The organism is Paenibacillus nuruki (genome assembly GCF_963311185.1).
GTDB lineage: Bacteria > Bacillota > Bacilli > Paenibacillales > Paenibacillaceae > Saccharibacillus > Saccharibacillus nuruki.
The window spans coordinates 4,371,757-4,387,584 of the sequence record NZ_OY725677.1 but is presented as its reverse complement, the minus strand read 5'-3'; the positions used below and the strand labels follow the sequence as shown (position 1 = coordinate 4,387,584).

Sequence of the window (15,828 nt, the reverse complement as noted above, 5' to 3'; positions counted from 1 at the left end):
TCGGCTGAGCATTCATACGCGTGCAACCTCCATCGGTACAGGCCAATCTTGTAGCGTGTAAGCCATGTCCCAGAACATATATTCAAATTGACAGCTCAGTAGAAAATGTTCTTTCATACGTGCACGATGTGCAGGTGTTGTCTGCTCTGCCCATTGATCTAAGCGAGCGCAAAATTGATGCGTTATTGTATCTGTTCGATTGCCATAGAAGCTGATCCAATCATAAAAAGGATGAGATGCATCAGGCTTCACCTCTTCCAGTAACTTCACACCAATTTCCCAGTATGTCCACGGACAAGGCAATAATACAGCCAAAATATCACCCAGATCACCTTCATGAGCTACTGTTAACATATGACGAATATAATGATGAGACGAAGGCGAAAGCGCATATCCTTGTAAATCTTCATATCTTACGCCTGCTACATCACAGAAATTATTATGAGGATGAATTTCACTATGAAGCACAAATGAAATCTGTTCATTAAACATCGCCATATCTTCGCGTGTTGGACACTTGGCAATCGCTGTTCCATAGATACGCATAAATGAATTCAAATACTCAAAATCTTGTTTTACATAATGGATTAACTGCTCACTACGCAGATCACCTTTGGCAATGCCTTGAACAAAGGGATGATTGAAAATCGCTTCAAAAATAGGGTCTGCTGCCTGTCTAATTTCCTGTGAAAATGTCATAATTGTATCCTCCTTAGATTGAAGCATCAGGATCGATGCTTGGTTAATAAAGAAGGACCACTGCTGGAATATATGGAAAAATACATGCAAAAAAGCCGCCCCGTGATGGAGCGGCAGAATAGGTGTACGTATTGTACAGGTACTCTTGCACAGTCTCCACTTTCCTACGCTAGTATGAACTAGATCAGGTTCCAAGGGTCCGGGATCTTCCCGTCTCAGCCTACACAAAGGCTCCCCTAGTGGTCATTCGATTCATTTGCATCTTACTGTACACACGATTGAAGAGACTGTCAACTGCTATAAGAATCTTGTGGTTTCCTTTTTTTACCGTTATACACTTATAAAATGGTGTAAAATATAGATATTATTAGGTATTTGCACGCAGATTAAAATATCTGAATAGAAGTGAGTTGATGGGGATGACACGTAAAGTGGTATTAGCAGGCGGTACCGGATTTATCGGGCAGTATTTGGAAAAAAAATTTACAGCTATGAATATAGATGTTCAGATCATTTCCAGACAATCTCCACATATCGCATGGGATGATTATCAAGGAATTGTGCAAGCGTTAGATGGCGCAGAGATGGTGATTAATCTGGCGGGGAAATCGGTCAATTGTCGTTATAACGAGCACAACAAACGTGAAATTATGAATTCCCGAGTAGAAACCACACAGACTCTTGGAAACGCTATCTTGGATTGTGAGCATCCACCTGCGGTATGGATGAATTCCAGTACAGCGACTATTTATCGTCATGCAGAAGATCGTCCGATGACCGAGACGAAAGGCGAGATCGGAACTGGCTTTTCAGTCGATGTTGCCAAAGCTTGGGAAGAAGCTTTTTTCGCGTTTAACCTTCCTCATACACGACAAGCAGCATTACGAATAGCGATTGTACTCGGTCCGGGCGGTGGGGTTATGACTCCTTTTCAAAATCTTGTTCGCTTTGGACTAGGGGGTCATCAAGGATCAGGCAAGCAGATGTTTAGCTGGATTCATGTTGAAGATTTATTCCAAATTATTTTATTTATTCAAGAGTGGGAATCTCTTGAAGGAGTATTTAACTGTACGTCGCCGAATCCAGTCACCAATCGAGAACTGATGGCGACCATGCGTAAAGTGATGCATCGTAAAGGCGGTCTGCCTGCTTCCACATGGATGCTGAATCTAGGTGCTCGAATCATCCGTACCGAGCCTGAATTGGTACTTAAAAGTCGCTGGGTGGTTCCTAATCGCCTGATCAAAGAAGGATTCATGTTCAAATACGGTCGCTTGGAAAAAGCACTACAACATATTTTGCATACCAAGTCATAATCTATAGATCTGTGAATGATTCTTTTAAAATACAGCAAAAAAGGGTATCGTAGAGATAGACTTGAGTTCGAGCAGAATAGCTGACTCAAAAATTAGAGTTAAAGGTGTGCTTATACGTGCGAATTAATAAATATATTAGTGAATCTGGAATTACATCCCGCCGGGGTGCTGATAAATGGATCAATGAAGGTATTGTCACGATCAATGGTGTGGTTGCCGAGCTTGGAAGTCAGGTGGAAGAAGGCGACGACGTTCGAGTGAATGGCAAGCCGATCCAAGTGGAACAGGAAAATGTCTATATTGTGCTTAACAAACCGGTAGGCATCACCAGTACAACCGAGCGTCATATTCGGGGAAATATCGTTGATTTTGTTAATCATCCTTTACGTATTTTTCATGTCGGGCGACTCGATAAAGACTCGGATGGCTTGATTATGCTGACCAATGACGGCGATATCGTCAACGAAATTTTACGTGCTGAAAATAAACATGAAAAAGAATATATCGTAACGGTCGATCAACCGATTACGCCTTCTTTTCTAAAAAACATGGCGTCTGGTGTAGAGATTCTCGATACGGTTACATTGCCTTGTCAGGTCGTTCAACAATCCAAATATGTATTCAAAATCATTTTGACTCAAGGCTTGAATCGTCAGATTCGCCGGATGTGCTCTGCTCTTGGTTATGAAGTACGTGCGCTACGCCGTACACGTATTATGAATATTCGTCTGGGTAATTTACCAACAGGCAAGTGGCGTGATCTTACCACCGATGAACTCAATCGCTTATTCCGTGATCTGGAATATACGCCGAAAAAACGCTAACACAACGAAAAATAAAAAGACCTCTTTGATGATCTGTTACCGAATGTAAGGTAGCGGATCAAATAAAAGAGGTCTTTATTACGTTTACTTGTAAAATACTTTTTCTACATTGTATTTTGCATGTAGTGTATTGATAATGTACGTCTCATAAATCTCACGATCCATAGCGTTGTCGATCAAGCAGACTTCAATTTTCGTCACTTCATCACGGTGATCTTTGATCGGTGATACGGTGTCTTCGAAATGCTTTTTGACGCGTGGTCTAAGCTTACGTGCTTTACCAACAAATAGTAATTCATCTTGTTCGTTATAGAACATAAAGATACCGCCTGTTTCACGCGAAATCAGATGAAAATCGGTAAATCCATAAATATGGCTAAGCTCAGGGTTAATTTGTTTCGTAATGGTAACATCCGCTGTTGGGATTGTTATATTAATCAATATGGTCACTTCCTCATTCTATATAGGTGTTTATCCTATCATAATTTGCACTCGAAAACTACGAATACTCTCATCTTACCATGTTGTAGACCATCATCTCTATAGGTTTCTAATGATTAGCAGTCAGTATCATTTGTGAAAACCAACGTTTTGAAAAATTCTATTCCTTTTTCCACCACATGCCCAAGGAATGAGGAGCTGTATAAGTAAATCCGTACTGAGCATACAATTGATCTGCTGGTGGATCTGCAAATAATACCGCATGGGATTGAGGAGATGCATTCTCTTCTAAGTATGTTTTGATTTCACGCATAATCGCTTTGCCGTATCCGTTACCTTGATATTCAGGACGTACACAGATATCGGTAATATGAAAAAACAATCCACCATCGCCTACGACTCGACCCATCCCTATCGCTTGCCCTTCTTCTTCAAGCACAACAGCAAAAAGTGTATTCGGCAACCCTTTAGTGGCTCCTTCGACACTCATTTCACTTAAACCTGAAACCTTGCGTAGAGCCAAATACTCTTCCACAGATGGAATACGATGAATAATCTGCATCTCATTTCAACCCCTTTTTTATCTCAAATCATAACAAAGAATCTATATACTGAATACAAATGTATACAAATAAAGTTGATGCTCCCTATTAATGGTTAATACTTTAGTAAAAGATGAAAAGGTTGGTGAACTTAATTATGGTACATATGCAAAATGACTCTTCGCTAGAACCTACCATTATTATTGGATCAGGACTTGCTGGTCTTTGTTGCGCATTTGAATTAGCGGATAAAGGTAAGCGTGTTATGGTACTTGAAGCCGCTCCTTATATTGGTGGACGAACTGCTAACTGGGTAGAAGATGGGATGGAAGTGGAATCTGGATTTCATAAATTTCTAGGTTATTATACAGTGCTTCCTGAGATTCTAAAAAATGCAGGCATTTCGATGAGTGACATGGTGCATTGGGAAGAAACAACCAATATTCGTCATACCGAAGCACAAGGTACATTTGGACTCGATCCGTTCAAAGCCCCTCTCAAAACAATTGCTGGTGCGTTGGGTAATAACGATCTTATTTCCCCCGCCGATAAAGCGTCTCTAATTCCTTTTTTCACAGCTGGATTTAAAGATTATATCAGCAAACCACATTACTTGGATCAATACTCGATCAAAGCGTATGCGGAAAAATATAGCGTGTCGACAGATGCAATCGAACGATTGATTCAACCGTTATCATCAGGCATATTCTTTTTACCTATCGAAGAATACTCAGCGTATGCGTTTTTCGGTCTATTCGCTCCTGCTTTACCGCGTCTAGCCAAAGTACGTATTGGTGCTTTCAAAGGAGGCATGACCGATGTGATAACAGGTCCTCTTGCCAAAGCGATCGAAGAACGTGGTGGACAAGTGCTTACAGGTAAAACGGTGTCTCATTTATTATATGACAATGAAAAAGTAGTCGGTGTGCAGTTAGAAGACAGTTCACAGATTTATGGAGAGCAAGTAGTTGTTGCCACAAATATTCGCCGTGCTCAAATGTTATTGTCTGAACATTTCCATAATCATGAATGGTTTCAGGATTTCTTGTCATTAGAATCGATGCCTTATGTAACTGCACAATTTGAAGCGACAGAGAAATTAGCAGATGCTGATCATACAACGTTTGGCCCGGGTACACAATTAGGGTCATTTAGCGAACAATCTCGTACAACATTTAAGCGTCCAACAGGACGAGCTTCGATTATTCTGGTTGATCCTGATAGCTTAATTGATCTGCCGGATGAAGAAGTCTGGGAAATCACCAAAAAATCGCTACACGAAGTGGATCTACCTAATGTAGATACGATGACCCAATATCGGATTATACGAGGGAAAGAGAATTTCTATCGTCTGGCTAAAGGCAATGAACACAAACGTCCCAAACAGATCACTCCGATCGATGGTCTTTTTCTAGCTGGCGATTATACAGACCAACCGTTACTTGCTACTATGGAAGGTGCGGCAATCTCTGGCAGACGAGCAGCTACTGGTATTTTGACAGGACGCGTCCTATAAATATAAACAACAATAGATAAGCAGAAAAAAGACCTTATATCCGTCTAGCATGGGTTAAGGTCTTTTTCTGTATTTTGATATTGGTGTATTTTTTATGGATCAGGTACTTATGAACTTATGATAATGCTGCAAAATACTTCGCACTTTCCACCATAGGTGTACAATCGCTGTGATCGCCTACAAGATTAATTTCAAAAATATAATCTTTCCCCTCTACAAACGACTTCACCATCTGCCAATCGATAAGACCCTCTCCTAACGGTAAAGAATCATGCACTTGTCCCATACTATCCACCAGATGATAGTACACTGCATAAGGTGCTGTACGCTCAAGCACTTCACGTAATTTATGATTATCTCCCCGGAAGGCGATAAAGGTATGACTGACATCTACATTTAAAGGCAATGATAATGGGATAATCAGATCATCGATTAAGTATGGATTAGAATAGCAAAACAGTCCTTCTGTTGAATCTTCCCAGACAATCTGTTCTCGTCCGTATTCTAAAATAGCTGCAATCTCTTCTCGCAAAGCTATCGTTCGTTCGCGTGATACTTCTGCATTCTCACTGCGTACATAATGTGCATGTAACACACATTTAGCTCCTTCTTCTTTACAAATTTGAACCAATTGTTGAGTCGATTCATGATAAAATCGGCGCAATTCTAAATTTGTGCTCATAATATCTAAAAAGGTATGTTGATATCGGGATGGATGGTGTAAATATACTGTAACTCCTCTGGCTTTTAACTCGCGTATTCGAGTACGAATAAAGTCTGTTCGTTGCATATCTGTAGCACTCAGGTAAAATTCAATAATCTCAGGGTTATAGGAAAGCCGATTATCTAAGCTAGGCTGATCTAAGCTTCCTTTTAGTCGCATATAATTCACTGTATTCTCTCCTTTTTTCGCTCTATCTATTCTATCGTTTTTGATGTATCTATATATTACAATATACGAAATAAACCTTGATCAATTAGGATAAGAGCCTTTGTAAAAACCTTTTATCTTAATCCAAGGAGACAGGACGGGATCTATGGAAAGTTCTATATTGTTAAAAACAAAAGTCTCTAAACCGATGATTCGAACCTATACGATCGACCGTCCCGAATGGATTCATCGTGTAGAACAAGGCATGAATTTTAGAGTCAATATGGTGTATGCGCCAGCAGGTAGCGGCAAATCAACTCTGCTTGGACAATGGCTATATGAGAAAAAACAACCGTATGCGTGGTTATCGTTAGATGAACGAGATAACGATCAGCGCAGGTTCTGGCGTTATATTATCTATTCGTTATCTTGTTATCGGATTCCTGATCTGGAAGAACGATTGTTACCGCTATTGTCCAGTTCATCCATAAGCGGAATGACTTCTTTTATCGATATGTTTATTTATGAATTAGAAAAAGTAGAGCAACCGTTAGCGATCATTTTGGATGACTATCACTTTATTCGAAGTTTGGATATTCATAACAATCTTTCGTATCTCATCGACTATTTACCGAGGCATGTGCATCTGTATATCTCTTCTCGTCATGCTCTTCCTTTTGTACATATCGGCAAATGGTTGGTACGACAGCAATTAAATATTATAGCTGCCGGCGAAATGGCTTTTTCAGAAGAAGAAGTGTCTTTATTTTGCAAGCAAACGATGGGCTATTCATTACCTTCAGAAATGATTCATATGCTTGTTGAACAGACTGAAGGCTGGATTGCCGGTATTCAGTTGGCTTTGATTTCAATTCAACAAGGTGATGATCAGCATCGCTTTTTTCTAGATTTTAATGGAAAGCATCGTAATATTGCCGATTACTTATTTCAAGAAGTGTGGAGTCGGTTAGACGAAGAACTGCAATCTTTTTTGTTACAGACTTCGATTTTGAAGCGTATCAATGCTGGACTCTGCGATCAACTTACCGGACTCAGTGATAGTCAGGATAAACTACATCGTCTGCAACGATTGACTCTATTTCTGATTCCACTCGATGAAGAAGGCAAATGGTATCGGTACCATCATTTATTTGCTGAATTTGTGCAAAATGTATTACGTCAATCATCTGAATCGCTGTGGATCGAAGGGCATCAAAAAGCCAGTCAACTCTACAAAGATCGTCATTGGATCGAAGAAGCGATCGATCATTCTTTGATCGCACATAACTATGAACAAGCTTCTCAATTAATAGATGAACATATTGAAGAATGGCTAGGCAAAGGTGAACTGGATACGTTACTGCACTGGTTCACCTTGTTCCCTGATGACTACGAACGTACGATTAAACTGTGTTTGATTCATGCTTTTATTTTGAGTATTACAGATCGTTTTGAAGAATCAGCACAGTTACTCAAAGCTTGCGAGCAACGTATACAAGAGCTAGGTCTTACAGGCAGTGCTTCTAAGCATCTAGGTATTTTATTTCTGGTCAAAACCAATATGATTTTTGTCTCGCGTAACTTTGATGAATGGTTTTCTTTTATGCATCATGCAGGTCGGGAATTACCTCAAGAATCGGTTTTTTTCAACTTTAATTATAACAAAAGTGAACCTTTTGTTCGAAATACAGCTTTTGGTCTAAAAGGTCTGCTGAACCAACAAACAGCCAATGTCGGCAAAGAAATGGTACATTTTCTTACTCAACATCATGGAGAACAGTCCCTACTCTGTCAGTATATTATGCAAGCGATTGCGGAAGGGGCTTATGAACGCAATGATCTGACGACCTGTATGCACTGGTTGCAAGTGGTATCCAAACAAGAAAGTTACCGTATGGTTCCGGGAATACTGGTTCCTTTTCGCTTAACGACTATTAAGTTGAAACTAAAAGAAAAGCAGTATATTACAGCGCGGACGATTCTGGAAAACACTTTACAACTGCTTGAAGAAAGTGCACATCATAACTGGCGCAAACATCTCTATGCTTTTAGTGCATGGATAGACCTATACGAAGGCAACATCGAGCAAGCGGTTAATACACTCGATTCGATTGCGATCACACCACAACATCGTGTTTCTTTAGAACAATCTCTAGCATTTACAGTATTAGCACGTGTACTTATGGTCAAAAAAGAATACAATACTGCTTTAGAAATCTTATCTTCGATTCGTTTTTTAGCGGAAAATGAGCATGCGATTCATATTGAATGTACGTCTATTGTGCTTCAGTCTATTTGTACTTATCGCAAAGGACAGACCGATACTGCTGTGCTATTACTTCAGCAAGCGATCGAATTAGTACTGCCTTTTGACTATATACGGACATTTGTAGATGAAGGCGATATCGTCTATATCTTATTGCAAAAGTTAAGCCATACCCGTAGCGTAGCCAACCATCCAACGATGTCTGAGTATATTACCAAGTTACTACGTGTGTTAGAAGCAGAAGGCAAAGTGCCTTTTCCAACAACTACTCATCTTATCGAAGCATTAACACCCAAAGAATTAGCAGTGCTTAAGCTGATCCATCAAGGTCATTCCAATCAACAAATTGCAGATCAATTAGGACTCACCATCGGTACGATCAAAGTATACATCAACCGAATATACAACAAGCTTGAAGTGACTTCTCGTGTACAAGCTCTGCTCAAATCACAAGAATTGGAATTGTTTTCAGAATCTTAATCTGATGAAATGATATATAGTACTTCATAAAAAAGTGACTCCTCTGTCATAAAAATCTATTGAAGTTAACTTTAGTTAATAGATGCGTACTTCTTGGTTTGCTACAATAAAAACAACCCGGATCATGGGAGAATAATTGACATTAAATATAAAATCTTCTGTTATCTTTCGAATCTCTTCTATGATCACACCTATCCGAACGGTTTCCTCCCATCATATCTTTGTAGACCTCGATTCGGCAGATTACATCGAGGTCTTTTTCTCTTATTTTCAGCTTAGAAGCCAAGGGATATGGTTGTTATTTATGTCAGCATTACTTTATACACAAAGGAGTCGTTTATGATGAACTATCGTATGCAAGTCTGTTCCAACGCTATGTATCAAGAACAATATATGACCTTTGTTTTGGAAAATCATGTGAAACTTCCTACGCCTCATCCTTTATTATTCACACTTGGTTTTACGCCGTTTCCACTGCTTTTGGAAGAGGAATGTTTTATCAGTCTGGATGCTTATCAGGAAGTGGTAGGGGCTTGGAGTTACTTGTATGGAACTGCTGAAGATGCTTACTATAACACCGACGTTATACAGATTCAGTCTATTATTTTCAGCCCTAAATATCGCAAAACTAAAATGTTTACACATGCTCTGCAACATTTAGTAGAACATATTGATCAGTCTGGACGGGGGATCAAAGAAGTTCGCTTCTGGATTGCTTCTGAACCTTCATTACAGCGATTATGTTCCAAGCTAGCGAAAAAGAATTCTACATTAGCCACTCCACAAGGATTAATTGAAGAATATCGGGTTCCTTTCCAACAACTTTATCATTATGCTATGAACTTACATAGCAAACAACATGCTATACAAGGACAACAATAAAAAAGTCTGGTAACAGGATTTCTCTACCTCGGTAAAGAGAACCTGTTGCCAGACTTTTTTTGAATTATTTATAAGCTACTTGCATTAAAGGTATCTCCACCTGCGATCGTGCCTGACTCAAATCCTTTATAAAACCAACGTTTACGCTGTTCTGATGTACCATGTGTAAAGCTATCTGGTACAACATATCCCTGTCCTTGCTTCTGAAGGGTATCATCACCCACAGCGCTTGCTGCGGTGAGCGCTTCTTCGAGATCACCTTCTTCTAGCAGGTTCGTTCCTTGCGCATCATGTGCCCAGACACCTGCCAGATAATCGGCTTGCAACTCTAACTTAACCTGCACTTTGTTGTATTGCGTTTCGCTCATATTTTGACGGGTAGATTGAATCTTATCCATAGTTCCAAGTAGTGTCTGTACATGATGACCTACTTCATGTGCAATCACATAAGCCATGGCAAAATCACCGGGTGCTTTGAACTTTTGCTGAAGTTCATCATAAAAACTGAGATCAATATACAGCTTCTGATCCCCCGGACAATAAAAAGGCCCTACTGCTGAACTGGCTGTACCACAAGCTGAATTAACACTATCGTTATACAGTACCAGTGTAGGATTCTTGTACGTTAATCCTTGCTTTTTAAATTGGGCGGTCCAGACATCTTCTGTACTTGCTAAGACTACAGATACCATATTCGCTAACTCTTGTTCTTCTGCGGTTGCCTGATAGGGTGCAGATGATTCGGTCGTTGTCGACGTTGTACCGTTCAATAATTCACTAGGATTGCCTCCTAACAACGTCACAATCAAAATAATAATAATCCCGCCGATACCTCCACCAATAATCGTTTTACCGCCTTTACCTCTGCGATCTTCTACATTGGAACTTGTTCTTCTACCTTGCAACTTCATCTTTTTGCCCCCTAATGACTGATCCAAACCGTTTGCTTTAACGTATGTATACATGATATACCCCAAAAGAATTAGGACATCCCAATTTTCTGGTTTGCGCTCTATAAATTATTTATTTGGTACGGATCTACATAGATGATCTTCACGCTGATTTTTAGAAATTCGTTTTACATAATAAAGTTAATCTTGCAATATAGCGTTTTTTTTCAAATAAATATGTTTAATACAGTAACAATCACTTACACATCAGGAGGCGACAGATATGGGACGTTATATACAAGTAGAAGATCATGTGAAAATCTATGTAGAAGATATTGGCGAAGGGATTCCTGTTATATTTTTACACGGCTGGCCAGCTAACAGTCAAATGTTTGAATATCAATACTCTATCTTGCCTAAAGAAGGATATCGCTGTATCGGAATGGATTTCCGTGGATTTGGTAAATCGGATGCACCGTGGGAAAGTTATTCTTTTGACCGGATGGCAGATGATCTCAAAGCTGTTATTGATGAGCTTCAGATTGAAAACGCTGCATTGATTGGTTTCTCTATGGGTGGAGCAGTGGCTACTCGTTACATGGCACGTCATCAAGGAAAAGGCATCTCTCACCTTGCATTGATGGGTTCTGCAACGCCTGTATTTACACAGCGTCCTGATTTTGAATATAACATGACGAAGGAAGACCTGAATGCACAACTGATTATTCCGACGTACGAAGATCGTCCAAAAATGCTATCTCAATTTGGTCTGAAATTTACCCATCATAAGTCTAGAGCAGCGCTGATGGTATGGTTAGAATTATTGTGTTTCCAAGCGTCTAATCATGGCACGATCAAAGCCGCAGAATCTCTACGTGATGAAGACCTACGTGCAGACTTGCCACATATCAATGTACCAACAGTCATTTTTCAGGGTCAAAAAGATAAAATCTGTGATCCTAAGTTAGCAGAATTAACACAACAAAGTATTCCTAATTCACGCCTTGTAGCGTTTGAAGATAGCGGTCATGCGATGATGTTTGATGAGCAAGAGAAGTTTAATTCAGAGTTATTATTGTTCCTGAATCAAATGTCTGGTGGCAATAATACATTAGGCGTAGCAAGCCATAATCTATAAGTCATTTTAATATAGATACAGAAAGAAACGCTGGCGATATACAGTTATGATCGTCAGCTTTTTTTCTGCTTATTTTTTGACACATAATGACGATATTATACATAGTATCTCTTATTCATTTTTAATTGAACAATAGGTATGTGTAGCAGGTATACACTGTTGGCTTCTGCTTCTAAATCTATTGGAAAGGAGATATATACGTTTGAATGTGTTAGAACCCTTGATTCCTATTGTTCTCTATGTTTTACCGATGCTATTCTTTTTCTATATGGGTATTGATGTCTTGTTACGTAATCCCAAGAAGTCAGAACATCGCTTGGTGAGTATTGCGATCGGATGTTACTTTTTACTTTTTTTAGAAGAGTACGTTCGTTATCAATTACCGCTTGAATATAGTTCAGTATTGTCCGCTTTTTGGTTCGCCAATGTAGGTATTATTTTACCCGGGTTGGGTTTTCATTTTATCGTCAAGATTTCTGGCACGTATCGCAAAATGCCAAAATGGTTGTATCCGTATATTTTCTATCTTCCTCTCCTTATTATTCCGTTAGGGATTATCAATGATACGCAGTATATTTCTTCACAACAATTTGTCGCAGCAGGGATCTGGAAATTGCCTGTTTATAATACTTCTTATTATGCTGCTCTTACTGCAAGTATTCTGATCAGTGTTGCTTCACTTGTCTTTCTTTCCCGTTATCAAGCATCGAATCGTTCTTCTGAACATCAGGCGATCTATCGAGTGTTACGATACGGTATGATCCTATCCTTGAGCTGGATTGCCTTTTTTGGATATTTCCAATTTGGTGAGAAACTTCCGCCTTATCCGTATCTGTATGGTGGATTGATCTGGTGTTTTACATTACAAGTCGCCATGAAAAAGTACGAATTTTTAAATTTTAATCACCATCGCTATAAAAAGTTATTTGATATGAATCCAGCAGCGATTCTGTTAGCACGTCGATCTGGTACGATCAAAGAAGCGAATCCAAGTGCTAGACAGCTCTTCTCATTTGTCGATCTGGATATTACCAACTTGAATACGATAGCAAGTCAGGAACTATGGAAGAAGCTTCAACAACAGCAAGGCATTATTGATATGGAGACGAAGATCTGGAATGGTGAGCAATGGATCGATATTCTGGTCAAAGGGGATTATGTCGTTGTGGATCATGAAGATCATGTGATTCTTATTATGCGTGATATTACGATCAAAAAAGAGCAACAACGCCAAATCGCTTTTCTTGCATATCACGATTCTTTAACAGAACTTCCTAATCGTCGTTACTTTTATCAAGAGTTAGAAAAATGTATGGTCAAAGCTCAACAACAGCAAGAACAACTGGCTATTATTCTAATCGATCTCGATTATTTTAAAGAAACCAATGATCGGTATGGACATCAAGCTGGTGATGAAATGCTTCAGCATACTGCCAAGCTTATTCAACAAGCTGTTGGAAATACAGGTATGGTGGCACGTCTAGGAGGCGATGAATTTGTTCTATTTATTCATCCTGTCGAACACCAGATTCAAGTACAGAAAATTCTCAATCAGATCAATACCCTATTTGCTCAAGCTCAATTTGTATATGGAGAAGATACTTTAGCGATTTCAATGAGTTCTGGAGCCAGTATCTATCCGCAAGATGGTACAGATGTCGATACTCTATTGAACCATGCAGACAAAGCGATGTATCGTAATAAGCATCAACGTAAATTGAAAATATAAAACCCGTCTATATCACCTGATTGTGATATAAACGGGTTTTCTTACATACTTTCTAGGATTGAATTGCAATATAAATCTTCACTTCCGCTTGCTCTGGATTGGCTGTCGATTCATACACTTCAAAATCTCCTGTATATGTCCGCACTTCAGAAGCATGTTCAAAATAATTCCAGATCGTGCCCCATGTCTGAGCTACTGTCTCAAATACAGGTCCTTTCGATGTCGTAAATACCATATACCGGCTAGCAGGGACAGTGATCTCTAATGGCCGTTGTCTGGTGATCGGTTGCTCCAAATGATCGTCTGCTTGTTGCCCGATCACCACCGTATACGCCCCATTAGCATCACTTTCATAATCGGTATACAGCGCATAGGTTGGAGCATGCTGCGAAGATGCCGAAGGATGCTGGGCTTTATCATGTAAGTAGGATGCCCATAACTGCGGTAAGCGAGCATTAGCCATTCCTAATTCATCTACATTCGTAGTGCGTGTACCCATCCCATGTACGACAAAAGCAGGTAAGTCGATAATCGTCGTTGTCGCTACTGTATTCATTATTCATCCCTCTTTCTGTTCTTTGATCTCAAGTATACAGAGGGAATATAGACAACAGTCTGTCTAGTTAGAATAACTGTCGATGACTTTTTGCGCTCGTCCAATTAATTCTGGAATCAGTTCCGCAGGAGTCTGAATACGAACCTGATCTCCAAAGCTCAATAACATATTATAGAACCAATCATCGATTATAAAAGCACCTTGAACTTCAATACGTCCATCCGATTGCACCGAAATCCAATCAGGATCAAACATATCATTTAGACGATAGCGCACTTGAGCACCAAATAGTAACGTCACGTTTTGCCGTTGTTCTTCATAAGTGTTGCTATTGTTCCATTGATACTGATCCCAATCAGGAATCGCCCGTGGATTAAACGAATCCTGTGTACATTCTAATTCTAATATACGAGACAGGCGGAATAAGCGAAATTCTTCGCGTAATGTACAATAAGCATGCAGATACCAGACATATCCTTTTAAAATCAAAGCAGACGGTTCGACAGCTCGTTCACTTTCAATGCCATTTGTATTGAGATAGTGTAGATGTACTTTGTATGTATTCGTGATCGCTTCGCGCAATAGATTCACTTTGTCACGTGTTGCTGGATTTTGCCCCCACGGATTGAAGTCAAACACAATGCCTGCATGTTGAATCGGTGTCTGCATCCGATCTGTCGGTCGAAGTAACGCCTGCACTTTATCCAGTAAAGTCGCAAACATCTGATCATTAAATACAGTAGTCATGCCTTTTACCGCAGAGATCATCGCATCAATCTCGCTTAAGGTTAGAAATTGACGAGCAATCGTATACTGCTCCATAATCTCAAATCCACCTGTTGTTCCTTGATGAGCAACGATTGGAATACCTGCTTGACTGAGCGTATCAATATCTCGATAAATGGTTTTGGTCGATACTTCAAAGCGTGTGGCTAATTCTTTGGCGCTGATTCGTTGTCGATTCAGTAACAGTACAGTGATCGCAAGTAATCGATCTATTTTCATAATGTCTCCTTACCTCTTAGCGCTTGGCAATTAAAGCGCGACATCTTCTAGTGCAGTCAAAAGTGATTTTTGCAAAGCAAAATATCTTACGATTTTGTCTTCGCTACATATTCACTTTGTAATAGAGCAAATACTGCAAGATCCACATACTTCCCCTTTTCATATTCATGTTGTCTAAGTAGACCTTCTTGTACAAATTCTAACTTTTCCATCAGACGGATCGAGGCTTGATTCTTCGGTTCGATTTTGGCTTCAATTTTATTCAGCTCCATCTGTTCAAATCCAAACTGAATAATACATAAAGCGACTTCTTTCATAATCCCTTTGCCCCAATACGCAGAAGATAGATCATAACCTAGTTCAGCCCGATGATGCTCTTGTTCATATCCTAGAAATCCGCATGTTCCGATCACTTTGGCATGCTCACGATCTTCAATCATCCAGCGTAACCCTGATTGTTCTGCAAAAATACGTGTATACCATTTCATCTCATCCAGTGCTTCATCCACCGATGTAAATGGAGTAAATGGCATATATTCAACTACAGCTTCATCCGCATACAATTCGTATAGGTCATGACTATCTTCAGGCTGTGCTTGTCTTAATACAAAACGTGATGTCTCTAACTGGGGAAACTGTTCAAATGCAAATAAGTCGCTCATAATGATCGGTA

At 39.6% G+C, this 15,828-nt stretch carries 15 protein-coding genes and 1 riboswitch; of the genes, 7 read left to right on the top strand and 8 right to left on the bottom strand.

What is annotated here, in order from left to right; all coding sequences use genetic code 11:
• Positions 1-12 precede the first annotated feature (12 nt).
• On the bottom strand, positions 13-699 hold the full coding sequence (gene tenA, locus RCP16_RS19470) for a thiaminase II (RefSeq protein ID WP_137224091.1): 687 nt from the start codon (positions 697-699) through the stop codon (positions 13-15).
• Between the two features lie 144 nt (positions 700-843).
• A riboswitch (TPP riboswitch) is annotated at positions 844-947 on the bottom strand.
• Between the two features lie 171 nt (positions 948-1,118).
• Here tenA and RCP16_RS19465 point away from each other — a divergent pair.
• Both RCP16_RS19465 and rluF read left to right on the top strand, forming a co-directional pair.
• Complete coding sequence (locus RCP16_RS19465; RefSeq protein ID WP_308641093.1) at positions 1,119-2,015, top strand: TIGR01777 family oxidoreductase; 897 nt, start codon at positions 1,119-1,121, stop codon at positions 2,013-2,015.
• 116 nt (positions 2,016-2,131) lie between these two features.
• A complete protein-coding gene (rluF, locus tag RCP16_RS19460) occupies positions 2,132-2,839 on the top strand; it encodes a 23S rRNA pseudouridine(2604) synthase RluF (RefSeq protein ID WP_083243365.1) in 708 nt (235 codons plus the stop codon).
• A gap of 84 nt (positions 2,840-2,923) precedes the next feature.
• Here rluF and RCP16_RS19455 read toward each other — a convergent pair whose 3' ends face one another.
• Positions 2,924-3,280 (bottom strand): nucleotide excision repair endonuclease, encoded by a 357-nt coding sequence (locus RCP16_RS19455; RefSeq protein ID WP_069326517.1) that lies wholly within the window; start codon positions 3,278-3,280, stop codon positions 2,924-2,926.
• Positions 3,281-3,440: 160 nt separating this feature from the next.
• Entirely contained in the window at positions 3,441-3,842 is a 402-nt protein-coding gene (locus tag RCP16_RS19450; RefSeq protein WP_308641092.1) for a GNAT family N-acetyltransferase, read from the bottom strand.
• A gap of 137 nt (positions 3,843-3,979) precedes the next feature.
• Here RCP16_RS19450 and RCP16_RS19445 point away from each other — a divergent pair, with 137 nt between their 5' ends.
• Positions 3,980-5,338: a hydroxysqualene dehydroxylase gene (locus RCP16_RS19445; protein ID WP_308641091.1), complete on the top strand. Its 1,359-nt coding sequence runs from the start codon at positions 3,980-3,982 to the stop codon at positions 5,336-5,338.
• Between the two features lie 115 nt (positions 5,339-5,453).
• On the opposite strand, the gene RCP16_RS19440 is transcribed toward RCP16_RS19445, so the two are convergent.
• Positions 5,454-6,221: a TIM barrel protein gene (locus RCP16_RS19440; RefSeq protein WP_308642512.1), complete on the bottom strand. Its 768-nt coding sequence runs from the start codon at positions 6,219-6,221 to the stop codon at positions 5,454-5,456.
• Between the two features lie 154 nt (positions 6,222-6,375).
• On the opposite strand from RCP16_RS19440, the gene RCP16_RS19435 reads away from it, so the two are divergent.
• On the top strand, positions 6,376-8,955 hold the full coding sequence (locus RCP16_RS19435) for a winged helix-turn-helix domain-containing protein (protein WP_308641090.1): 2,580 nt from the start codon (positions 6,376-6,378) through the stop codon (positions 8,953-8,955).
• 339 nt (positions 8,956-9,294) lie between these two features.
• Positions 9,295-9,837 carry a hypothetical protein gene (locus tag RCP16_RS19430; protein ID WP_308641089.1) on the top strand — a complete coding sequence of 181 codons (543 nt, stop codon included), beginning with the start codon at positions 9,295-9,297 and terminating at the stop codon, positions 9,835-9,837.
• Positions 9,838-9,905: 68 nt separating this feature from the next.
• Here RCP16_RS19430 and ypfJ read toward each other — a convergent pair whose 3' ends face one another.
• Positions 9,906-10,748, bottom strand: coding sequence for a KPN_02809 family neutral zinc metallopeptidase (gene ypfJ, locus RCP16_RS19425; protein ID WP_069326512.1), 843 nt, complete (start codon positions 10,746-10,748; stop codon positions 9,906-9,908).
• A gap of 262 nt (positions 10,749-11,010) precedes the next feature.
• On the opposite strand from ypfJ, the gene RCP16_RS19420 reads away from it, so the two are divergent.
• Both RCP16_RS19420 and RCP16_RS19415 read left to right on the top strand, forming a co-directional pair.
• Entirely contained in the window at positions 11,011-11,865 is an 855-nt protein-coding gene (locus RCP16_RS19420; RefSeq protein ID WP_308641088.1) for an alpha/beta fold hydrolase, read from the top strand.
• A gap of 208 nt (positions 11,866-12,073) precedes the next feature.
• Entirely contained in the window at positions 12,074-13,594 is a 1,521-nt protein-coding gene (locus RCP16_RS19415; RefSeq protein WP_273594622.1) for a diguanylate cyclase domain-containing protein, read from the top strand.
• Positions 13,595-13,646: 52 nt separating this feature from the next.
• Here RCP16_RS19415 and RCP16_RS19410 read toward each other — a convergent pair whose 3' ends face one another.
• From RCP16_RS19410 to RCP16_RS19400, 3 genes are all read right to left on the bottom strand, one after another.
• On the bottom strand, positions 13,647-14,150 hold the full coding sequence (locus tag RCP16_RS19410; RefSeq protein WP_308641087.1) for a GyrI-like domain-containing protein: 504 nt from the start codon (positions 14,148-14,150) through the stop codon (positions 13,647-13,649).
• A 63-nt stretch (positions 14,151-14,213) separates the two neighbouring features.
• Positions 14,214-15,155 (bottom strand): helix-turn-helix transcriptional regulator, encoded by a 942-nt coding sequence (locus RCP16_RS19405; RefSeq protein ID WP_308641086.1) that lies wholly within the window; start codon positions 15,153-15,155, stop codon positions 14,214-14,216.
• 86 nt (positions 15,156-15,241) lie between these two features.
• Positions 15,242-15,817: a GNAT family N-acetyltransferase gene (locus RCP16_RS19400; protein WP_308641085.1), complete on the bottom strand. Its 576-nt coding sequence runs from the start codon at positions 15,815-15,817 to the stop codon at positions 15,242-15,244.
• Between the last annotated feature and the right edge of the window lie 11 nt (positions 15,818-15,828).